Origin of the sequence: Pseudoalteromonas sp. XMcav2-N, from assembly GCF_024124545.1 — a bacterium.
Classification (GTDB): Bacteria; Pseudomonadota; Gammaproteobacteria; order Enterobacterales; family Alteromonadaceae; genus Pseudoalteromonas.
This window is the reverse complement of sequence record NZ_JAMXSF010000008.1, coordinates 146,166-166,903: the sequence shown is the minus strand read 5'-3', so window position 1 is coordinate 166,903 and position 20,738 is coordinate 146,166. Positions and strand designations below refer to the sequence as shown.

The 20,738-nt window shown below is 48.8% G+C and carries 22 protein-coding genes and 1 tRNA gene; 19 read left to right on the top strand and 4 right to left on the bottom strand.

The features are described from left to right. Nucleotides 1–2 precede the first annotated feature (2 nt). Nucleotides 3–1,178: a mandelate racemase/muconate lactonizing enzyme family protein gene (locus tag NH568_RS12505; protein WP_253047856.1), complete on the top strand. Its 1,176-nt coding sequence runs from the start codon at nucleotides 3–5 to the stop codon at nucleotides 1,176–1,178. Between the two features lie 68 nt (nucleotides 1,179–1,246). On the opposite strand, the gene suhB is transcribed toward NH568_RS12505, so the two are convergent. Continuing rightward, nucleotides 1,247–2,050: an inositol-1-monophosphatase gene (gene suhB / locus NH568_RS12500; RefSeq protein WP_253047854.1), complete on the bottom strand. Its 804-nt coding sequence runs from the start codon at nucleotides 2,048–2,050 to the stop codon at nucleotides 1,247–1,249. A gap of 282 nt (nucleotides 2,051–2,332) precedes the next feature. On the opposite strand from suhB, the gene trmJ reads away from it, so the two are divergent. The 16 genes from trmJ (at nucleotide 2,333) to NH568_RS12420 (ending at nucleotide 16,272) form a co-directional block, all read left to right on the top strand. Further along, a complete protein-coding gene (gene trmJ, locus NH568_RS12495) occupies nucleotides 2,333–3,055 on the top strand; it encodes a tRNA (cytosine(32)/uridine(32)-2'-O)-methyltransferase TrmJ (RefSeq protein ID WP_253047853.1) in 723 nt (240 codons plus the stop codon). 267 nt (nucleotides 3,056–3,322) lie between these two features. Further along, entirely contained in the window at nucleotides 3,323–3,814 is a 492-nt protein-coding gene (iscR, locus tag NH568_RS12490; RefSeq protein WP_010384014.1) for a Fe-S cluster assembly transcriptional regulator IscR, read from the top strand. A 23-nt stretch (nucleotides 3,815–3,837) separates the two neighbouring features. Then, nucleotides 3,838–5,052, top strand: a complete 1,215-nt coding sequence (locus tag NH568_RS12485; protein ID WP_253047851.1) for an IscS subfamily cysteine desulfurase — start codon at nucleotides 3,838–3,840, stop codon at nucleotides 5,050–5,052. Nucleotides 5,053–5,105: 53 nt separating this feature from the next. Then, on the top strand, nucleotides 5,106–5,489 hold the full coding sequence (gene iscU / locus NH568_RS12480; RefSeq protein ID WP_138544720.1) for a Fe-S cluster assembly scaffold IscU: 384 nt from the start codon (nucleotides 5,106–5,108) through the stop codon (nucleotides 5,487–5,489). Between the two features lie 9 nt (nucleotides 5,490–5,498). After that, nucleotides 5,499–5,822 (top strand): iron-sulfur cluster assembly protein IscA, encoded by a 324-nt coding sequence (iscA, locus tag NH568_RS12475; RefSeq protein ID WP_046003656.1) that lies wholly within the window; start codon nucleotides 5,499–5,501, stop codon nucleotides 5,820–5,822. A gap of 63 nt (nucleotides 5,823–5,885) precedes the next feature. Next, entirely contained in the window at nucleotides 5,886–6,410 is a 525-nt protein-coding gene (gene hscB, locus NH568_RS12470; protein WP_253047849.1) for a co-chaperone HscB, read from the top strand. 60 nt (nucleotides 6,411–6,470) lie between these two features. Further along, the gene (gene hscA, locus NH568_RS12465) at nucleotides 6,471–8,333 is read left to right on the top strand and encodes a Fe-S protein assembly chaperone HscA (RefSeq protein ID WP_253047847.1); all 1,863 of its coding nucleotides are present in this window, start codon (nucleotides 6,471–6,473) and stop codon (nucleotides 8,331–8,333) included. Nucleotide 8,334: 1 nt separating this feature from the next. Next, a complete protein-coding gene (gene fdx / locus NH568_RS12460) occupies nucleotides 8,335–8,673 on the top strand; it encodes an ISC system 2Fe-2S type ferredoxin (RefSeq protein WP_010384025.1) in 339 nt (112 codons plus the stop codon). Between the two features lie 60 nt (nucleotides 8,674–8,733). After that, nucleotides 8,734–10,164 (top strand): NAD-dependent succinate-semialdehyde dehydrogenase, encoded by a 1,431-nt coding sequence (locus NH568_RS12455; RefSeq protein WP_253047845.1) that lies wholly within the window; start codon nucleotides 8,734–8,736, stop codon nucleotides 10,162–10,164. A 244-nt stretch (nucleotides 10,165–10,408) separates the two neighbouring features. Next, nucleotides 10,409–11,293, top strand: a complete 885-nt coding sequence (locus NH568_RS12450) for an NTP transferase domain-containing protein (RefSeq protein ID WP_253047843.1) — start codon at nucleotides 10,409–10,411, stop codon at nucleotides 11,291–11,293. Between the two features lie 43 nt (nucleotides 11,294–11,336). Continuing rightward, nucleotides 11,337–12,410 (top strand): aminoglycoside phosphotransferase family protein, encoded by a 1,074-nt coding sequence (locus NH568_RS12445; RefSeq protein WP_253048005.1) that lies wholly within the window; start codon nucleotides 11,337–11,339, stop codon nucleotides 12,408–12,410. Nucleotides 12,411–12,593: 183 nt separating this feature from the next. Further along, a complete protein-coding gene (locus NH568_RS12440; RefSeq protein WP_253047841.1) occupies nucleotides 12,594–13,970 on the top strand; it encodes a Gfo/Idh/MocA family oxidoreductase in 1,377 nt (458 codons plus the stop codon). 85 nt (nucleotides 13,971–14,055) lie between these two features. Next, nucleotides 14,056–14,592 carry a nuclear transport factor 2 family protein gene (locus NH568_RS12435; protein ID WP_253047839.1) on the top strand — a complete coding sequence of 179 codons (537 nt, stop codon included), beginning with the start codon at nucleotides 14,056–14,058 and terminating at the stop codon, nucleotides 14,590–14,592. 30 nt (nucleotides 14,593–14,622) lie between these two features. Beyond that, entirely contained in the window at nucleotides 14,623–14,877 is a 255-nt protein-coding gene (locus tag NH568_RS12430; protein ID WP_253047837.1) for a hypothetical protein, read from the top strand. Beyond that, nucleotides 14,877–15,497, top strand: a complete 621-nt coding sequence (gene pnuC, locus NH568_RS12425) for a nicotinamide riboside transporter PnuC (RefSeq protein WP_253048003.1) — start codon at nucleotides 14,877–14,879, stop codon at nucleotides 15,495–15,497. Before NH568_RS12430 ends, pnuC begins: the two co-directional genes overlap by 1 nt. Continuing rightward, nucleotides 15,484–16,272, top strand: a complete 789-nt coding sequence (locus NH568_RS12420) for a choline kinase family protein (protein WP_253047835.1) — start codon at nucleotides 15,484–15,486, stop codon at nucleotides 16,270–16,272. The genes pnuC and NH568_RS12420 overlap by 14 nt, the downstream gene beginning before the upstream one ends. Before the next feature lie 99 nt (nucleotides 16,273–16,371). Here NH568_RS12420 and NH568_RS12415 read toward each other — a convergent pair whose 3' ends face one another. Next, entirely contained in the window at nucleotides 16,372–16,554 is a 183-nt protein-coding gene (locus NH568_RS12415) for a helix-turn-helix domain-containing protein (protein ID WP_054015953.1), read from the bottom strand. Nucleotides 16,555–16,775: 221 nt separating this feature from the next. On the opposite strand from NH568_RS12415, the gene NH568_RS12410 reads away from it, so the two are divergent. Beyond that, a tRNA-Arg gene (locus NH568_RS12410) sits at nucleotides 16,776–16,850 on the top strand. Nucleotides 16,851–16,887: 37 nt separating this feature from the next. Here NH568_RS12410 and NH568_RS12405 read toward each other — a convergent pair. Beyond that, nucleotides 16,888–17,865, bottom strand: a complete 978-nt coding sequence (locus NH568_RS12405; protein ID WP_253047833.1) for a zinc transporter ZntB — start codon at nucleotides 17,863–17,865, stop codon at nucleotides 16,888–16,890. 66 nt (nucleotides 17,866–17,931) lie between these two features. After that, on the bottom strand, nucleotides 17,932–18,672 hold the full coding sequence (locus NH568_RS12400) for an alpha/beta fold hydrolase (protein ID WP_253047831.1): 741 nt from the start codon (nucleotides 18,670–18,672) through the stop codon (nucleotides 17,932–17,934). Nucleotides 18,673–18,964: 292 nt separating this feature from the next. Here NH568_RS12400 and prfC point away from each other — a divergent pair, with 292 nt between their 5' ends. After that, entirely contained in the window at nucleotides 18,965–20,554 is a 1,590-nt protein-coding gene (prfC, locus tag NH568_RS12395) for a peptide chain release factor 3 (protein WP_253047829.1), read from the top strand. Nucleotides 20,555–20,738 lie beyond the last annotated feature (184 nt).

Genomic DNA, 20,738 nt, shown 5'->3' with positions numbered 1-20,738 from the left:
AAATGAAAGTTAATCGCGTCGAAGTGTTTGATATTCACTGTCCGGACAGACCAGCCTGGACCCCGGTATTTGTTCGTATTCATACCGATGAGGGAATTTCCGGAGTGGGCGAAGCGGGCCTTGCCTATGATCTGGGCCACAGCGCAGCGGCTGCCATGATCAAAGAAATGGCAGAAGCCTTTTTAATCGGCCACGACCCGTTCCAGACTGAAATGCTGTGGGCTCGTATGTTACGAGAGAGTTTCTGGGGACTCGGTGGTGGACCTGTGGTGTATGCTGCAATGAGCGCCATTGATACGGCGCTGTGGGACATTAAAGGTAAAGCCTTAAACCTGCCTGTTTATCAACTGCTTGGCGGTAAGGTGAACGACGAGCTGCGCACTTATGCATCACAGCTTCAGTTTGACTGGGACAATGAATTTAAGGCGCTGGTTCAGCCACACGAATATGCTGAGGCAGCTCACAAAGCGCTGGCTGAAGGCTATGATGCGGTTAAAGTTGACCCTATCATGTACGACAAAGACGGAAATACTTACTACGACCGCACCAAGCTGATCTCCCGCGCCGAGATGAAATTATACCGGGCGCGTATGCAGGCGATCCGTGAAGCCGTGGGCGATGAAGTTGATATTATTTTTGAATGTCACAGTTTGCCAGGCGCGACCTCTGCGATTCAAATTGCTGAGATTGCAGAAGAGTTTGACTGTATGTATTACGAAGAGCCGGTTAATTATCTTAACCATTCTTTGCACGCCAAAGTAGCTAACAAAACAGCGGTGCCAATTGCCGGCGGTGAGCGTTTGTATAATCGCTGGGATGTACGTCCTTATTTTGAAGATCAAAGTATTGATGTTCTGCAGCCGGATATCGGTCTGTGTGGTGGCTTTACTGAAACGAAAAAAGTCTGTGATTACGCCGACATTTTCGATATCCGTATTCAGGCGCATGTCTGCGGTGGCCCGGTTGCGACAGCGGCTTCTTTGCACCTTGAAACGGCCATTCCTAATTTCCTGATCCATGAGCATCATACTTATGCGACTAAAAAGTGGAACCGGGAACTGTGTCTTCAGGATCCGCAGCCAGAGAAAGGCGTGTTCAAGGTCTCTGAAGCACCAGGCATTGGCATCGAGTTGAATGATGAAGTGGTAATGCGCTCAGCCCGAGTTGAAATCAAGTAACTCACATTTAGCATCAGACATAAAAAAACCCAAACAATTGTTTGGGTTTTTTTAATTCTGCATCCGGCTTATTTAAGTAGTGACTCAGTCAGCACTGGACGAATTTCTTTTACAATGGCCTGACACAGCTTAGGTGCGCCACAGACGATGTTACCGCTGTTGTTGTAGTTGGTACCGCCAGCGAAATCCATCAGCATCCCGCCCGCTTCTTTGATCAATAGTTCACCAGCCGCTGTATCCCACGGCTTAAGACCGATTTCATAGAAACCATCGATACGACCCGCAGCAACATAGGCCATATCCAGCGCTGCAGAACCGGCACGACGGATATCGGTAGTCTGGATAAACAGGGCTTTAAAGGCCTCAGTGTATGCGTCCAGGTGGTGCTTTTGCTTGAATGGGAAGCCCGTTGCCAGTACAGAACCTGCCAACTCGTTACTCTTAGTAACGCGAATACGTTTGCTGTTTAATTGTGCACCCTGGCCGCGAGAGGCGGTAAATAGTTCATCGCGGATTGGATCGTATACAACGGCTTGTTCTACGCGGCCTTTAACTTTCAGCGCGATAGAAATAGCGAAGTGAGGAATGCCCTTGATGAAGTTAGTGGTGCCATCAAGCGGGTCAATAACCCAAAGGTAATCGGCTTGCTTGCCATCGGTATGGCCAAGTTCTTCACCGACAATTGCATGCTCCGGGTAGGCTTTTAAAATTGTGTCACGGATAACCATTTCCGCGTCTTTGTCTACGTTTGTAACGAAATCATTTGCGCCTTTTTGTGACGTCTCAACCTGAGACATGTTTTCACAAGCACGTAGAATCACCTTACCCGCGTTACGCGCAGCGCGTACCGCAATGTTTAACATTGGATGCATAGCATTACCTTTGAATTGTAAAAGAACTAAAATTTTTGAGCCGGCGTATTCTAGCGATTTTTCCTGCAAAGTAAATAACCCTGCACTAAAAAGAGTGTGCTTTTTTTAATCAATACGAGTAAGTGACTCAAATTCAGGCAGTTCTATTGAGTCACTCTTGTTGAATGATTTTACGCTTTACCAGCCTTTCTGTTACCGACTTGCGGTTGGCCCTGATTTTACTATCTGGCGAATTCGCGTTTGTGTTAAACTCCGCCATTATTTTTTCCTGAGGCATAAGACATGGCATTAGAAGACATTCGCATTGTATTGGTTAATACCTCCCATTCAGGCAATATCGGCTCGGTTGCACGCGCGATGAAAACCATGGGGTTATCAAAACTCTACCTGGTAGACCCCGCGTGTGAAGTAGACAGTCATGCCAGCGCCCTGGCGGCCGGTGCAACAGATGTACTGGGCAATGCGGTTCGAGTAGAGAAACTCGAAGACGCCATTGCAGACTGTGCCCTGACCATAGGGACCAGTGCACGTTCTCGTACGCTGTCGTGGCCTATGGTTGGTCCGCGTGAATGCGCACAAAAACTCGTTGATGGGGCAGAAAAGACGCCGGTAGCTTTGGTCTTTGGTCGTGAAAATAGCGGTCTGACCAACGAAGAACTGCAGCTGTGTAATTACCACGTCTGCATCCCGGCAAATCCGGAGTATAGCTCTTTGAACCTGGCTATGGCGGTGCAGACACTGGCTTATGAAACCCGCATGACCTACCTTGACCGTCAGGAACAACCTGTTGAGCAGGACGATGTTCAGTACCCGACATCTGAGCAAATGGAGCTGTTCTACGAGCACCTCGAGTCTACCCTGAACGACACTGGCTTTATCATTAAACAGCATCCAGGCATGGTGATGACCAAGCTAAAACGCCTGTTTAACCGCGCGCGTCCGGAAGATCAGGAATTAAACATCCTGCGTGGGATTTTGAGCTCAATAAATAAATCAATAAAATAAAAGAGTTAGGGTTTTGGTATGAGATATACCAAAGCGCTGCAATAATCTCTTGCGCAAATACTTGACTAAATTACTCAGGTAATTACAATGTCCGTAATACCTGAGGAAATTAGTCAGGTATTACGATAAGCGCAGATTAAATACGTCAGGTAAGTACCTACCTACGTGATATCCGCATGGTACGGGGCGATTCGTTGTTGGTTAATACTTGACTATCTTAGTCAGGTAATTACAATTTGCGCCTTGATAACTTTTCTGGGGGCACGCATGAAACTGACTTCAAAAGGCAGATATGCAGTGACAGCGATGCTGGACGTCGCACTACACGCAAATATTGGGCCCGTGCCTCTGGCGGATATTTCCGAACGTCAGGAAATTTCCCTGTCATACCTGGAACAATTATTTGCCCGCTTGCGCAAACATGGCTTAGTCAGCTCTGTACGCGGACCGGGTGGCGGCTACTTGCTGGGCCGCGACGCGCATACTATCTCGGTTGGTGATGTGATCGCTGCGGTAGATGAATCTGTAGATGCAACCCGATGTCACGGAGAAGGCGGCGGCTGCCAAAGCGGCATGCGCTGTCTGACACATACACTGTGGTCGGACTTAAGTATGCGTATTGAAGAGTTTTTAAACAGTATTTCCCTCGCCGAGTTAGTCGCCAATTCTGATGTGCAGTCTGTTGCCACACGTCAGGACAATGGGGTTAACAGTGCAATGAAGCAATTAGAGAATATTCAAGTGAGTTGCCAGCTGTAAACTGGCGTCTAGCGGAGAAAGAAATGAAATTACCGATATATTTAGATTATGCAGCGACCACTCCGGTTGATCAGCGTGTTGCAGACGAAATGATGCAGTGCCTGACGATGGATGGTAATTTTGGTAATCCAGCCTCACGTTCGCACCGTTTCGGGTGGCAGGCAGAAGAGCTGATTGACCAGGCGCGTAATGATATCGCTGATTTAATCAATGCCGATCCGCGTGAAATTGTTTTCACCTCAGGAGCTACAGAATCAAATAACCTGGCTATCAAAGGTGCGGCTAACTTCTATCAGAAGAAAGGCAAGCACGTGATCACCGTTAAGACCGAGCACAAAGCTGTGCTGGACACCTGCCGTGAACTGGAGCGTCAGGGCTTCGACGTCACTTATATGGAAGTGGAAGAAAACGGCCTGCTGGATCTGAAAAAGCTTGAAGCCGCTATCCGCGAAGACACCACTCTAATCAGCGTCATGCATGTTAACAACGAGCTGGGTGTTATTCAGGATATCGCCACAATCGGTGAAATGTGTCGTGAGCGCAAAATTATGTTCCACGTTGATGCTGCGCAAAGTGCCGGTAAAGTACAGATTGACCTGCAACAACTGAAAGTCGACTTCATGTCTTTCTCTGGCCACAAAGTGTATGGCCCTAAAGGCATTGGTGCATTGTATGTCCGTCGTAAGCCGCGTGCACGTCTTGAAGCGCAAATGCACGGTGGTGGCCATGAACGTGGTATGCGTTCAGGTACACTGGCAACCCACCAAATCGTGGGCATGGGTGCTGCTTTCCGTGTTGCCAAAGAAGATTTCGAAAAAGATCATGCCCACATCAGCACCTTGCGTAAGCGTTTGCTGGACGGCGTGATGGATATGGAAGAAGTGTATTTCAACGGTGCCATCGACCAGTCTGTGCCGGGTATTGTTAACCTGAGCTTCAACTTTGTTGAAGGTGAGTCATTGTTGATGGCAGTTAAAGACATCGCCGTGTCATCTGGTTCTGCATGTACTTCTGCAAGCCTTGAGCCATCTTATGTTTTGCGTGCACTGGGTCGTAACGATGAACTGGCACACAGCTCTATCCGCTTCAGCATCGGCCGTTTTACCACTGAAGAAGAAATCGATTATACCGTTAAACTCATCAAAGACTCGATTGGCCGTCTGCGCGAGATGTCACCACTTTGGGAAATGTTCAAAGATGGCGTGGATTTAGATGCAGTTGAATGGGCACACCATTAAGCAAATCCGTGTATAGCAAGTTAATACTATAGGCAGGTAGTGAGGAAAGAATTATGGCGTACAGTAATAAAGTAATTGACCACGTGGAAAACCCACGTAACGTTGGTTCATTAGACAAAAATGACCCGAATGTGGCAACTGGTATGGTTGGCGCACCGGCTTGTGGTGATGTGATGAAGCTACAGATCAAAGTATCGGATCAAGGTATCATCGAAGACGCGAAATTTAAAACGTATGGTTGTGGTAGCGCTATTGCGTCATCGTCACTGGTCACCGAATGGGTGAAAGGTAAGACGCTTGACGAAGCGGGTGAAATCAAGAATACCGACATCAGCGCTGAACTAGAGTTGCCACCAGTGAAAATCCACTGTTCAATTCTGGCAGAAGACGCGATCCAGGCTGCAATTGCAGACTACAAGAGTAAACAGGCGAAGTAAGAGATAACTATGGCAGTGACACTGACAGAGTCGGCGGCAGGCCGAGTACAGACTTTTTTGGCCAACCGCGGTAAAGGCATTGGACTGAGAGTCGGCATTAAAACGACCGGCTGTTCGGGTCTTGCCTATGTACTTGAGTTTGTCGATGAGCTGGACGAAGGCGATGAGGTGTTTGAAGAAAAGGGCGTCAAGCTCATCGTCGATGCCAAGAGCCTAGTGTATATCGATGGCACTGAGCTAGACTACACCAAAGAAGGTCTGAATGAAGGGTTTAAATTTAACAACCCGAATCAAAAGGACGAGTGTGGCTGCGGCGAAAGTTTCACCGTTTAATCTCTCTTGTGATTAAAAAATAGAAAGCCCTGCCTTGGTAGGGCTTTGCTGTATTGGATGCGTATGCGATATTTTGAATTATTCGATTTACCTGTCAGCTACCAGGTTGACCTGAACGTTTTGAATCAGCGTTATCTTGACCTGCAACGCGCGGTTCATCCGGACAAGTTTGCCCATCTTGGTGAGCGTGAAAAACTGTTAGCGGTGCAAAAGACCGCAGAGATCAACGATGCGTTGGCAGTGCTAAAACACCCTGTGAAACGCGCGGAATACATGTTGAGTGAACGCGGTGTCGATATCCGTGCAGAGCAACAAACCCTGCAGGATCCGGCCTTTTTGATGCAGCAAATGGAGCTGCGTGAAGCGCTGGAAGACATTCAGCATAGTGGCGATCCGGAAGCAGAAATCGAGTCATTTGAAGCGCAAGCTAAACAGCTGGAGCAGCAATATAGCGCTGGCCTGGGTGAGCTTTTAGCGAGCAACGACGAAGCGCAGCTGCATCGTGCGGCGGATCATATTCGCAAACTCAAGTTTGTTTATAAGTTGAAAGACGAGTTGTCTAGAATTGAAGACAGTCTGTTCGACTGATTGATACTGTGTGGCTGTAAAGTGCAGCGACAACCAGCTTCACCAAAGTGAAAGAGCATTATGGCATTACTGCAAATTGCTGAGCCGGGGCAGAGCGCGGCACCTCATGAACATAAACTGGCCATCGGGATAGACCTGGGCACCACGAATTCGTTGGTTGCTACGGTCCAAAGTGGCGAAACCAAAACCCTGACCGACATCAATGGCGAGGCGATGCTGCCCTCTGTGGTTCGTTATCACGGTGAGCAGGTAAGTGTTGGTAAGTTGGCGCAGCAAGAAGCGGCATTGGATCCGGAAAATACTCTGATCTCAGTAAAGCGCTTTTTGGGTAAAACGGCCGAAGAAATTGCCAGCAGCTATGGTCAGCTGCCTTATACCTTTGTTGAGCATCAGGGCAGCCTGGCGGTTCAGACTTGTGCTGGGCCAATCAGTCCGGTTCAGGCATCGGCTGAAATACTCAAATCACTCCATCAGCGCGCGGTTGAAAGCTTTGGTGGTGAAGATGTGATGGGCGCGGTGATCACTGTACCTGCCTATTTTGATGATGCACAGCGTCAAAGTACTAAAGACGCAGCAGAAATCTCGGGTCTTAAAGTATTGCGTTTATTGAATGAGCCAACCGCTGCGGCAGTCGCTTATGGTCTGGACTCAGGTCAGGAAGGCGTGATTGCCGTTTATGATTTGGGCGGTGGTACGTTCGATATTTCTATCCTGCGTTTGAATCAAGGCGTATTTGAAGTACTGGCCACCGGCGGCGACTCAAGTCTGGGCGGTGACGACTTTGATGCGCTATTGGTGAATACCTTTAAACAGCAAACCGGATTAACCGACCTGACTGCCAAAGAATTGCGTTTATTCATCAATAAAGCCAAAGCCTGTAAAGAAGCGCTGACCAGCTATGAAACGGTAAACGTGAAGTTGCCCGTGCGTGAGCAGGAATTTACCGTGACGGTTACCCGAGATCAGTTTGCTGAATTGGCTGAGGAATTGGTTAAGAAGACATTGCGTTCGTGTCGCCGCGCGCTCAAAGATGCGGGCGTTGAAAAAGAAGAAGTGCTGGAAGTGGTGATGGTGGGTGGTTCAACCCGCATGCCTGTGATCCGCAGCGCCGTTGAAACTTTCTTTGCTAAGCCCCCATTGACGTCGATTGACCCGGATCGGGTCGTTGCACTGGGCGCTGCTATTCAGGCAGATATTCTGGTCGGCAACAAGCCTGATTCGGATATGCTGTTGCTGGACGTTTTGCCATTGTCTTTAGGCCTGGAAACCATGGGCGGGCTGGTTGAGAAGATCATCCCGCGTAACACCACCATTCCGGTTGCCCGTGCGCAGGAATTTACCACCTTTAAAGATGGTCAAACGGCCATGTCACTGCATGTCTTGCAGGGCGAGCGTGAGCTGGTTGATGACTGTCGCTCTCTGGCTAAGTTCAGCCTTAAAGGCATTCCGCCAATGGCGGCAGGTGCGGCACACATTCGCGTAACCTTTAAGGTGGACGCGGACGGTTTGCTGAGTGTGTCTGCAATGGAGAAATCCACTGAGGTACAGGCTGAAATTCAGGTTAAGCCGTCGTTTGGTCTGAGCGATGATCAGGTTGCACAGATGCTCAAAGATTCCATGAGTAATGCCAAAGAAGATATGCAAGCACGTATGCTGAAAGAACAGCAAGTTGAGGCACTGCGTGTACTGGAAGCACTGGAGGCCTCTCTGGCGACCGACAGCGAGCTGCTTAATGAGCAAGAGTTGACGGCATTGCGCGATGCGATGGCCGGGCTTGATAACGCACGATTAACGGCCACGGATCCACAAGCGATCAAAGCGGCAATCGAACAGGTGGATGAGGCAAGCAGTGAGTTTGCGTCACGCCGTATGGATGTATCAATTAAACACGCACTGCAAGGTCAGTCGGTAGACGAGGTGTAATATGCCACAGATTATCTTTTTACCCCATGAAGAACTTTGCCCGGAAGGTGCAGCCATTGAAGCTGAGTCAGGCAAAACCGTACTGGATGTGGCGCTGAAAAACGGCATCAGCATTCCCCATGCCTGTGAAAAATCCTGTGCCTGTACGACCTGTCACGTGGTGATCCGTGAAGGGTTTGACTCGCTTGAAGAAAGCGACGAACTGGAAGACGATATGCTGGATAAAGCGTGGGGGCTGGAAGCTGAATCCCGGCTGGGCTGTCAGGCGGTGATTGCCGACGAAGACCTGGTTGTGGAAATCCCCAAATACAACCTCAATATCGTCAACGAAGAACATTAATCTTTGTCTCTACAGGGCCGCATTTAGCGGCCCTGTTCAGTGATGGAAGGAGCGTTTGCTATGACACTTATCACCGAACAAAACCACTCCTGGGTGAATGGCAATCCCTGGCAGTCAGAGCGGCAATTAACGGTGCACAACCCGGCCAACGATGTGCCCATCGCGACGGTTTCCATTGCCGATCACGAGGCGGCAGAGCATGCATTGAGTGCTGCACAAGCTTGTTTTGATACCCTTAAACAGCGCCCTGCCCAGCAGCGGACGGAAGTGTTGGCGCGTTGGCATCAGCTTATTCTGGATAATGAAGCGGTGCTTGCTGAGCTGATGACCAAAGAGCAGGGCAAGCCGCTTCGTGAAGCGCAGGCTGAAGTCAAATACGCAGCGGGGTTTGTTCAATGGTTTGCCGAGGAGGCTAAGCGTGCTTATGGCGAAGTGATACCATCGCACAGTCCCTCGCATCAGCTGACAACGATAAAGCAGCCCGTCGGTGTGGTGTTGGGGGTCACGCCCTGGAACTTTCCATTGGCTATGATCGCGCGCAAAGTGGCACCAGCTTATGCTGCGGGTTGCCCCTTTATTCTTAAGCCGTCAGAAGAAACGCCTTTGAGCGCCATTGCTTTGGCCAAATTAGCGTTAGAAGCCGGGTTTGAAGATGCCGCTTTTCAGGTTCTGGTAACGGATGATGCTGAGGCGCTGGTCGCCCCCTTACTGGCAAGCCCGGTGGTGCGTAAGCTGACTTTCACCGGCTCCACATTAGTGGGTAAAAAACTGCTGGCACACAGTGCCGACACGGTAAAACGGACCTCAATGGAATTGGGCGGCAATGCGCCCTTTATTGTGTTCTCCTGTGCGGATGTCGAAGAGGCGGTGGCAGGCTTGATGGTGGCTAAGTTTCGAAATGGCGGGCAAACTTGCGTGGCAGCTAATCGGGTTTTTGTCCATCAGGATATACAAGAGGCGTTTACCAATGCACTCATTGAGGCGGTTGCCAAACTGGTGGTCGGCGACGGGTTAGAGGCGAATACCGATATCGGGCCTCTGATTAACCAAAGGGCTAAAGACAAGGCGCAGAAGTTGATTGAGGATGCGCTTAGCAAAGGGGCTCAACGGACTTATAAGGGAGTGGACGGAGCCGGCAACTTTATGGCACCGACTATTTTACTGGGTGTTACCGAGGAGATGGACATTTACCATCAGGAGATTTTTGCGCCGGTTGTTAGCATCATTGTATTTAATGACGAACAGTCTGTTATACGTCAGGCGAATACAGTCAATGAAGGACTTGCTGCTTATTTCTATTCTCAGGATGTGTCTCAGATCCATCGGGTGTCGATGGCGCTTGAATATGGTATGGTTGGCATTAATGAGGGTGCTATTTCGAATCCGGTTGCACCGTTTGGTGGGATGAAGCAATCTGGCCTGGGGCGCGAAGGAGCCAGAGAAGGGCTTCAGGAATTCCTTGAAACCAAATACGTGTGTCAGAAGTTCTAAGTATGATTGTTCCGTAATTTGGAACTTTTATTTGGACCCGTTGTTGGTAGTGCGAATAGAGTTACAGCTTTATTCGCATAAAAACGTAAATAACCCTATAAATTTCAATTTTTTAATGATTTGCGTTCCCGCCGCTTTGTTATATTTAAAGCGTGACTGTTATCTCGATTTTTACAACGACTTTTAATTTATGTCTAAGCTATGTACACTAGCCGTTTAAATTTTGATTGGCTGGAGCTTGTCTATGTACACTGGGAAGGAGCCGACTTTGGTGATCCTGGCTGCGGGCCTGGGGAAGCGGTTTGGCGGTAACAAGCAAATTGCGGTATTGCCAGATTTTAACTGCACCATTATGGAACTGAGTATTCAGGACGCACATGCAGCTGGGATCCGTCATGTGGTGCTGGTCATTAATCATCTAGTTAGGCCATTGATAGAGCAGGAAATTTTACCGCGACTTTCGCGCGACCTGCAGGTTGAGCTAGTTGAGCAAGCCATCATGGATGTGCCACCACGTTTTAACACCAAAGCACAATTGCGTCAAAAGCCCTGGGGAACCGGACATGCACTGCTGTGTGCAAAACCGCATATCCCAGGCGCAGCCATTGTGATAACGGCAGATGACTATTACGGCCCTGCTGCTTATAAACAATTGGTTTGCCACTTTGCAGAGTCAGAGCAAAGTGACATGGCTATTGTCGGCTATCCATTAGAGCAAACTTTGTCACAGCAAGGTGGCGTAAATCGAGGAATATGCCAAACTCACAATGACTGGTTAACAGAAGTTGTTGAATATCTGGATATTCAAAGAGGTGCTGATGGTCTGTCGGGTAAATCGCCAGAGGGAAGTCGGGTAACTATACCTGGATCGGCTCTGGCATCGATGACTTGCTGGGGTGTAACGCAGACTTTATTAGTACAGCTTGAAGTTGAGTTTTCACAGTTTCTAGAAAGCTATGACAGCGATGTCAAAAACGAGTATTATTTGCCTGACTGTATCCAAAGTTGCGTCCAGCAAGGCCTGCTCCAAGTTCGAGTGCACCGCACCTGTGACCGCTGGTTTGGTATCACTTACAAAGAAGAATTAAAGAGTGTCTCAGGATTATTATATGAACTACGTCACGGATGAGCCTATCACCTGTCACAGTATTGAGAGTGGCAATGAGGTTACAATGAAAAATCGCGCAATTGCAGAAGTCTTGTCGCAGCAATTTGGTCTGCATGGAGAGTCTGTTTCTCTTCGTCCTATCGGCAATGGACATATCAATACAACGATGTTGCTAAAGAACAAGCAGCGCGCTTTGGTTGTGCAAAAACTCAATACAGTTGTTTTTCCAGAGCCTGAGCAGTTAGTCAAAAATGCGAGAAAAATCGAACAACACCTGGAGAATAAAGCCAGAGATGGAGGCTATGAATTAGCAATCATTCGTCATGTTTCAACAGTTAGCGGTGATTACTTGGTACACATCGAGGGCGAAGTCTGGCGGGCACTGGAGTTTATAGGTGGTAGTTACAGTGAAGATGTCGTCGACAGCGAAGTGAAGGCTGCTGTTGCAGCGAGTGCTTTTGGTCAGTTTGCTTCTGCATTAGATGATTTTGATGCGACTCAGCTCCATCACGTGATTCCAGATTTTCACAATCTGGCAATGCGCATAGAGATGTTTGAAAACACTCTCAGTCGTGATCCGCTGGGGCGTGCAGCTTTGTGTCAGGAGGAAGTTGCGTTCTGCCGAGCACAATTTTCACTTGCGCAAGAGGTGGCCGAGGTGGAAGCGCAATTGCCATTGAGAGCGTGTCATAACGACACCAAGATCAATAATATGCTGTTCTGTTCAGAATCAAACAAAGCTCGAGCCGTCATTGATCTCGATACCTGTATGCCTGGTTACTGGCTTTATGATTTTGGTGACATGGTTCGAACTTTCTGTTCTCCGGAAGCAGAGGATTCAACTAATCTGACGAATGTTCGGGTGCGAGAAGAGATATTTGCTGCGCTGGTAAAAGGTTACAAAGGGCCTCTGTCAGCGAGCCTGACCGACACAGAAAAGCACAGCTTTATTCTTGGCGCGAAAGTTATGCCATTTATGATTGGTTTACGCTTTTTGACAGACTACCTGGATGGAGATAATTATTTTGCCACTAAACATTCTGAGCACAACCTACAACGCGCGAGAAACCAGTTTGCGTTGTATCAGGATATCGTCGCGAAGCAGGTTCAGTTGAGTCATATTATTGATGCCGCCTGAATGTTTAAAAGATGGGAAAAGCGCCGCAATGGCGCTTTTTTTACGCCTGAAACACGCATCGCGCCATTGTGGTGATCTTGAACATCCTTTTGTACCGATTAGATATCTGTTTGTCGCAATGCTTTTGCAACCCTGTGTACAATCCGTTAGCGTTCAGGGGAAGTATCTTCGAGGATAATAATAATGACAAATTTAAATCGCCGGGATTTTCTCAAAGCTGCCGGGGTTGCAGCGGCCGCAGGCGTCGTATCTGGGTGTGCACAGAGCAAAGCAGACCCGTTGCAATATGTACCCGAGCGCCAGGGTAAATCAGTGATTGGCCTGGTAGCGCCAAAAATGGACATTGTTCGTGTCGGTTTCATTGGCGTGGGCCAGCGGGGGTATGGTCATGTTAAACGCATGAGCCATATCGACGGGGCTGAGATAGTTGCCCTGTGCGATACGCATGATGCCGTTCTGCAGCGTTCAGCAAACTACCTCGCTGAGCGTGGTGCAAAAGCGCCTGCGCTGTATCAGGGGTCTGAATTTGCGTACCGGGAAATGCTTGCCCGGGATGATATTGACATCGTTATCATTTCAACTCCGTGGCGTTGGCACGCACCTATGGCTGTGGATACCATGGAAAGTGGTAAGCATGCCTTTGTTGAGGTGCCATTGGCTCTGACAGTTGAAGAAATGTGGCAACTGGTTGACACCGCAGAGCGTACCCAGAAAAACTGTATGATGATGGAAAACGTCAACTATGGCCGTGATGAACTGATGGTGCTGAATATGGTGCGTCAGGGCCTGTTTGGTGAACTGTTACATGGTGAAGCGGCTTATATTCATGAGCTGCGCTGGCAGATGAAAGAGTTGGAACATAAAACCGGCTCCTGGCGCACTGAGTGGCATACCAAGCGTAACGGCAATCTCTATCCTACCCATGGCCTGGGACCGGTTTCTCAGTATATGAACATCAACCGGGGTGACCGGTTTGATTATTTAACCTCAATGAGCTCGCCGGCACTGGGCCGGGCAGCTTACGCAGCGCGTGAATTTGCGCCGGACCATCAGCGCAACCAGTGGCAATATGTGGCCGGTGATATGAATACAACCTTGGTAAAAACGGTAAAAGGACGCTCTATCATGATCCAGCATGATACGACGACACCTCGCCCTTACTCCCGACACAATCTGATCCAGGGCACCAATGGCGTGTTTGCCGGGTTCCCTAATCGCATTGCGCTGGAACACGGTGGCACTAAATCGTTTCATGAGTGGGATGAGGATATGAGTGCCTGGTATGCCAAATATGATCACCCCTTGTGGCTGAAGATGGGGGCAGAAGCTGAGCGCAATGGCGGTCATGGTGGCATGGACTTCTTAATGTTCTGGCGGATGATTTATTGTTTACGCAATGGCGAGCCGCTGGATCAGGATGTTTATGATGGCGCGGCCTGGTCAGTGATCTCGCCCTTGTCGGCCCAGTCAGTTGCAAATCGCAGTGAGTCAGTCACTATTCCAGACTTTACCCGGGGTGCGTGGGAAAGTGCAAAACCATTGGGGATAGTTGGCGCATAGTTGCTTGCCAACACAGATCATCCAATCCGGGTGTGGTATCATTTCGGGGTTGACACCTTATAGATACCCACACTCGGAGGTAGGTTTGCGCGGATCATTTAAAACTCATGTCTTTTTGTGTCTGATCTTATTGATCACTATGCTGGCTATGGGCTGTGGTATGACCCCAAACAGCGCCCGGCAAACACACCATCTCAGTAAGCTTCAACAGCAAATAAATAACTATATCGCGACCTATCAGGCGCGCCAGGACTTTGAACACTTTTTGTCTTATTATGCCGATGATGTGCAGCTTGAAGACATGCTCTATGGGTTTGCCGTCAAAGATAAGCAGGGGCTTGCTGAATTTTTTAACTGGTCAGCGGGAAATGTTCAAATTCTGGATGGCTCACAAACCTTTACACTGGACGAGGTGATCGTCAATGAGCAGCAAAGACGTGCTGTTATTCGTGGTACCTACGCCCGCTTTACGTATGAAGGGCGGGAAATGGGGCCCTGGCGGTTTACAACCGTGTTGCATTTTAACTCGGATAATAAGATTTCCTATCAGCAGGATTGGATCAACTACCGGCCTCTCACATTGACGGACGGTGGCAGTAATTTAAACCTTCTAAGCAACTAACACCTTTATAACTCTGGCGAGGACTCTGCTATGCAACTCTCTGTTGAGATCAGCAAATACCCATTACACTCGGACTATATTCCGTTTATCAAAGATTTTATTGAGCGGCTGAATCAACATCCGGAACTCAAAGTGGTAACAAATACCATGTCTACCCAAGTGTTTGGCGACTATGATCTGCTGATGGCGGTATTATCTAAGCAAATGAAGCACTCATTTGAACAGTTCGGAAAAATAGTGTTTGTCTGCAAATTTATCAGTGGCGATCTGTCACCTCAGTCATGATGCAGTGGCTTACTGAAACTCTGGCCGGGTTTACCGCTATGTCAATGTGGGAGTACCTGGCAGTTATTTTATCCGCGGCATACTTGCTACTGGCAATTAGGGAAAACTCCTGGTGCTGGCCAGCGGCGTTTGTCAGTACATTTATCTATACCGTGATGTACTGGAATGGTGCATTGCTGATGGAGTCGTTGCTGAACTTTTACTATATGTTTATGGCGGTGGTTGGCTGGTGGATGTGGCGCAGTGGTCGGCAGGACAAGTCACTGCCCATCGTGTCCTGGTCCTTGTTACGCCATGCAGTTATCATTCTGAGTACCTTAGTTGTGGCACTGGCGATAGGGTATGTAATGGACAATTATACCCATGCTGAACTGGCCTATCTGGATAGCCTGACGACTTGCTTTGCTGTGGTCACAACTTATCTTGTTGCCCGCAAGGTACTGGAGAACTGGTTATACTGGGTGGTGATCGATGCCGCCTCTATGTATCTATACTATCTCAAGGGCTATTATCCCACGCTGGTGCTGTTCGGCTTCTATACGGTGATGGTCTGTTGGGGCTATGTACGCTGGTATGAGGTCCATCAAAACAAAGAGGGTAAGCCGCTTGCCGCTTTGTAATGCCCAACTCGAAGGTTTGCTCAGGCAGGCCTTTGAAGATGTTTCAATCCGTACGCTGCGACCGCTCGATAAAGGGTTAAGTAATAAGAATTACTACCTGGAGGCAGGGCAGCAGAGCTATCTGCTAAAGTGCTACTCCAATGCGCTGCCCACACTGGCATTGGATGCGCAACGTCAGCTGGCAAAGATTGGCGTGGCGCAATCTCCGGTCGCCTATGATGCGCACACCCGGCTGGCCTTATTTGACTTTGTTACGCAGAGCGATGAGGCTATACGTCTCAATGGTGCGCTATTAACGAGGCTACACACATTACATCAGTTTGCTTTCCCTGAGATCGGACATCTGAGTTTGAATGCTGCTCTGGCAGAGGCGGGTCAGGTGCTGACACAGTCTGCATATGCTGCACAACTGTGCTCGAAGTTGGCGCAGTTTGAGGCGGACATCTGTTTTTGTCACAATGATTTGGTCAGGGACAATATTCTGGCTACAGCTCAGGGGCCAGTGTTTATCGATTTTGAATATGCGCAGTATAATGATCGGTATTTTGATTTGGCGGCTCTGTGTACGTCATTTTCACAGACAGTGCATCAGGGCAATGCTATGTTGGGTCAGTACTATGCACTGTCTGGCTCTGCTATGCCTGCTTATGCCCAAGACAAGCTCAAGTGCTATGTTCAGGTTTATCTGCTCCTAAGCATTGCCTGGTATCAGCAGCGCGGGTTGGAGCAGTATATAAGACCTTTGTGGGTACAACTAAAAGTCTGGCGGGGCTAGTTGCTTCGCTCAGGCGTGTCAGCCCGAAACCATTCGGGCAATAAAACAGGCTGAAAACGAAGCAAATGGGAAGAAATGATGGGGCTGCCTTTCGCGGGGCTAAATACCTCCCAACCGTTGTGCCAGTTCTTTGTACTTTTCTACATCTTCTTTATCAAAAATCGGTTCGCCCTGGTCGTCCTGTTGTTTGGCAACCAGAAGGTTTTCGCGTGCCAGTCGTCTGACGCGCTCCACTTTAACATCTAAAAATTCAGCAACTTGTTCAGTGGTCATTGGAGTCATAATACGGTCCTCTCAGATGATGTCATGTTAATACAGGAAGACCAATTTCCCTTGTATTAACAGGTCGTCATTATTGTTATTGTTTTAAGCATAGTTAAATATCGCGAATTTCGCTCTATGTGAAGTCTTTTTTCCAGTTTTAGGCCATAAATTAAGCATATAGACAACAATGACTAGTATTTGCCGCCCGATATGATTATTATTGGCACCACTAAGATGTTGCTCTCGTGGTGAAATGGATATCACGTGGCCCTCCGGAGGCCAAGTTCTAGGTTCGATCCCTAGCGAGAGCGCCATTTTATGTTGCTTTCTTTTTATTTTCATATCAAACGCTTAAATCCACTTTCTACGTTTAAATAGTATCGCAACTGCAACGGTTAACACCACCAGTGAAATCACAAAGACAGTAAATGACCAGGGGTTCTCTGTGCCTGGGATACCACCAATATTGACACCCAACAAGCCCGTTAAAAAGCCTAATGGCAAAAATAAGGCCGCGACAACGGACATGATATACATGCGCTGGTTTAGTTGTTCATTGAGCTGATTGGCGATGCTTTGTTGTAGAACCTGCGCGCGTTCTATGCTGGCCTCGAGTTCTTCAATATAGCGGCTCAGGGTATTATTGGCTTCACCCAATAACCGTCTCTGCTCAAGGCTGAGCCAGTTTACCTTAGTATCGATCAGGTCATAGATTGCCTGACGCTGAGGTTTAATATAGCGCTTCAACGAAATCACCTGGCGCCGAAGCAGGGTAATCTGATGGTAGTCAGGCTGAGATTCTTCTTTATCCAGCTGCTCTTTAAATTCGTCCAGCTGTTCTTCAACCTGCCATAGTGTATCTTGCATACGGTGCGTCAGACGATCAATCAAAGCACAAGTCAGGTCGCTAATTGTGTGCGCACCTGCACCATCTAGTAAGGCATCACGTAAATCTTCGATAGAGATCAACACCCGCTTACGACAGGTGATCAACAGGTTTTTACTGACAAAACAGCGGACTGAAACCATGTCTTCGGGATTTTGCCTCGGGTTTAGATTAACGCCCCGTAAAAAAAGCAATAAGCCCTGACTGGCCCGGGTAACGCGTGGGCGGGTTTCTTCGGCAAGTAGTGCCTGCCATTCCCACTCTTGTAAGCAATCTAGCTGGCTGAGAAAGTGTTGTACGGCCTCACAGGTATAGTCGAAATGCAACCACATTGGCTGTTCATCTTGGAGTGCCTGTGCCTGTGCCTGTGCCTGTGCCAGGTCAGTGACAGGCACCGCGCCACCCTGACCATTGAGGCTAAGCGCATGAAGTAAGCCTTCCATATTCAATCCCTACAGGTAATCAGGTATGTTTATCATTGGTTAGCAGAGGTGTTTTGGCAAGTGCCACTACAGTATTTTACTGAGCACCTGATTAACCGTTCGGATCACCTCATCACGACATTGATTAATGAAAAAGTGATCGCCATGGAAGTAGTGAATATCAATTGTATGGTCACTGAGGTCTTGCCAACCATGCAGCTGTTCAGAGCTGATATCACTATCCTCATATCCGTGAAATACGGTGATTGGGCAGGGCAGGGCAATTGCTTCGCCCTGATAGCACTCGGCAATCTGAAAGTCAGCTCTGAGTAAGGGCAGCAGCAACTCCATCAGTTCTTTGTGTTCCAGCAGCTCCTTAGGGGTCCCGTTGAGCTTATATAACTCAGCTACAAAGGCGTCGTGAGGCAGGTTGTGGATCCGCTCTTTATCTGAGGACGTATGAGGAGCGCGGCTGCCTGAAGCAATGAGGTGGCGTGGCAGAGGCGCATTTCGCTTAGCCAGGTGTTTAGTGGTTTCAAAAATAACCCGACTACCCAGGCTGTGACCCATCAGAACATAAGGTTTTTCGGTCAGAAACGCCTGATGTGCAAGTAGTTCGTCGACTTTACGCTGCATGTCAACATGGGCCGCTTCTCCCATTCGAGCGCCCCGGCCGGGGAACTGTAGCAATACCAGCTCTACATCGGGGTGCAATTCATTACTCCAGGGCATGTATATCGCTGGAGAGCCCCCGGCATAGGGAAAACAGAAGAGTCTGAGTTTTGCATTGGGGTTCGGTTTAGGTATTACAAAAAGCTTGCTGTTCATATCGTTATGTCTTTTTCTGGAATTGGGAACTATCCTACCAGACGATATTCAGCCGCGTCATTTTATTCAAAAAATATTCACATAATACTCAGACTTTCAGATGCACAGGACAGAATTGACCTAGTGTTGCACGAAATCCTGATTGAACTTGCCTTCATTGATTGTTAAAAGTGCCAAGATCGGCGAAAATAGTGCACGATTAAAAATGAACCCGCCGGATGACCCTGCAAAGTGTCGTGCGCACACTTTGCGCAGCATGTATGGATCCGCGTATAACCAAAAGAATTGACTAATGGCAGATCAGACTTTCCTCAATGAAATAAATAAGCGACGTACTTTCGCTATCATCTCACACCCGGATGCGGGTAAGACCACCATCACAGAAAAAGTATTGTTGTTCGGTAAGGCCCTGCAACAAGCGGGTACGGTTAAAGGTCGTGGCTCCAACCAGCATGCAAAGTCAGACTGGATGGACATGGAAAAAGAACGTGGTATCTCAGTGACGACCTCAGTCATGCAGTTCCCGTACAACGACAGCCTGGTAAACCTGCTGGATACGCCGGGACACGAAGACTTCTCGGAAGATACTTATCGTACCCTGACTGCTGTGGACTCGTGCCTGATGGTAATTGACGCTGCGAAAGGTGTTGAGGATCGAACTCGTAAGCTGATGGAAGTCACCCGCCTGCGTGATACGCCAATCGTGACCTTCATGAACAAACTGGACCGGGATATCCGCGACCCGATGGAGTTGCTGGACGAAGTTGAGACTGAGCTGAACATCATGTGCGCGCCCATTACCTGGCCGATCGGCTGTGGTAAAGAGTTCAAAGGGGTTTACCACATCCATCGTGACGAGACCATTTTGTACCAAACCGGTCAGGGCCACACCATTCAGGACGTCCGCACCATTAAGGGGCTTGACAACGCCGACTTAGATGCCGCCATCGGCGAAAGCCTGGCTGAGCAGCTGCGTGAAGAGCTGGAACTGGTGATTGGTGCCTCACATGAATTCGACAAAGAACTATTCCTGAGCGGCGAACTGACGCCGGTGTATTTCGGTACAGCATTGGGTAACTTTGGTGTAGACCATATGCTGGATGGCCTGACAGAGTGGGCACCGTCGCCGTTGCCGCGTCAGACGGACGAGCGTGAAGTGAGCGCCGACGACGAGAAGTTCACCGGCTTCGTATTTAAAATTCAGGCTAACATGGACCCGAAACACCGCGACCGTATCGCCTTTATGCGTATCGTGTCGGGTAAATACACTCAGGGTATGAAAATGAACCATGTACGCCTTGGTAAGCAGGTGAGCATTTCCGATGCCGTGACCTTTATGGCCGGTGATCGTGAGCGTGCACAGGAAGCTTTTGCCGGTGACATCATTGGTTTGCACAACCATGGTACTATCCAGATTGGTGATACCTTCACTCAGGGTGAAAAGCTCAAGTTCAGCGGTATCCCGAACTTTGCCCCTGAGCTGTTCCGTCGCATTCGTCTTAAAGATCCGCTCAAGCAAAAGCAGCTACTGAAAGGCCTGGTACAGTTGTCGGAAGAAGGTGCGGTGCAGGTGTTCCGTCCGCTGATCAACAACGACCTGATTGTAGGCGCCGTTGGTGTGCTGCAGTTTGATGTGGTTGTGGCTCGTCTGAAGTCTGAGTACAACGTCGATGCCATTTATGAAAGCATTAGCGTGCAGACGGCGCGCTGGGTGCACTGTGATGATGAGAAGAAGCTGGCAGAGTTCCGTCGTAAGTGTGAGCAGAATCTGGCGCTGGATGGGGGCGATAACCTGACTTATATTGCGCCAAGTCGCGTTAACCTGAATCTGTCGATGGAGCGTTATCCGGACGTACAATTCCATCAGACGCGCGAACACTAAATTAAACTGGGGCATCCGTTTGTTTGGTGGCCCCAAAAGTCCTGCTTCGGGTTGATTTGACTCCGCCGCTTCCTATAAGCTGGTGCATTCGACCCGATTGTTCGCTGACTGTTTAAAGCTGCGTTTTATTCCGGCGCCCCGAGGCGCCGATGATGTTTGCTCAGTGCCCAGGCTGGCACTGACC

Coding starts and splice junctions, on each gene's coding strand:
- NH568_RS12505 (WP_253047856.1), top strand. CDS start 3: ATGAAAGTTAATCGCGTCGAAGTGTTTGATATTCACTGTCCGGACAGA.
- suhB (WP_253047854.1), bottom strand. CDS start 2,050: ATGCATCCAATGTTAAACATTGCGGTACGCGCTGCGCGTAACGCGGGT.
- trmJ (WP_253047853.1), top strand. CDS start 2,333: ATGGCATTAGAAGACATTCGCATTGTATTGGTTAATACCTCCCATTCA.
- iscR (WP_010384014.1), top strand. CDS start 3,323: ATGAAACTGACTTCAAAAGGCAGATATGCAGTGACAGCGATGCTGGAC.
- NH568_RS12485 (WP_253047851.1), top strand. CDS start 3,838: ATGAAATTACCGATATATTTAGATTATGCAGCGACCACTCCGGTTGAT.
- iscU (WP_138544720.1), top strand. CDS start 5,106: ATGGCGTACAGTAATAAAGTAATTGACCACGTGGAAAACCCACGTAAC.
- iscA (WP_046003656.1), top strand. CDS start 5,499: ATGGCAGTGACACTGACAGAGTCGGCGGCAGGCCGAGTACAGACTTTT.
- hscB (WP_253047849.1), top strand. CDS start 5,886: ATGCGATATTTTGAATTATTCGATTTACCTGTCAGCTACCAGGTTGAC.
- hscA (WP_253047847.1), top strand. CDS start 6,471: ATGGCATTACTGCAAATTGCTGAGCCGGGGCAGAGCGCGGCACCTCAT.
- fdx (WP_010384025.1), top strand. CDS start 8,335: ATGCCACAGATTATCTTTTTACCCCATGAAGAACTTTGCCCGGAAGGT.
- NH568_RS12455 (WP_253047845.1), top strand. CDS start 8,734: ATGACACTTATCACCGAACAAAACCACTCCTGGGTGAATGGCAATCCC.
- NH568_RS12450 (WP_253047843.1), top strand. CDS start 10,409: ATGTACACTGGGAAGGAGCCGACTTTGGTGATCCTGGCTGCGGGCCTG.
- NH568_RS12445 (WP_253048005.1), top strand. CDS start 11,337: ATGAAAAATCGCGCAATTGCAGAAGTCTTGTCGCAGCAATTTGGTCTG.
- NH568_RS12440 (WP_253047841.1), top strand. CDS start 12,594: ATGACAAATTTAAATCGCCGGGATTTTCTCAAAGCTGCCGGGGTTGCA.
- NH568_RS12430 (WP_253047837.1), top strand. CDS start 14,623: ATGCAACTCTCTGTTGAGATCAGCAAATACCCATTACACTCGGACTAT.
- pnuC (WP_253048003.1), top strand. CDS start 14,877: ATGCAGTGGCTTACTGAAACTCTGGCCGGGTTTACCGCTATGTCAATG.
- NH568_RS12415 (WP_054015953.1), bottom strand. CDS start 16,554: ATGACTCCAATGACCACTGAACAAGTTGCTGAATTTTTAGATGTTAAA.
- NH568_RS12405 (WP_253047833.1), bottom strand. CDS start 17,865: ATGGAAGGCTTACTTCATGCGCTTAGCCTCAATGGTCAGGGTGGCGCG.
- NH568_RS12400 (WP_253047831.1), bottom strand. CDS start 18,672: ATGAACAGCAAGCTTTTTGTAATACCTAAACCGAACCCCAATGCAAAA.
- prfC (WP_253047829.1), top strand. CDS start 18,965: ATGGCAGATCAGACTTTCCTCAATGAAATAAATAAGCGACGTACTTTC.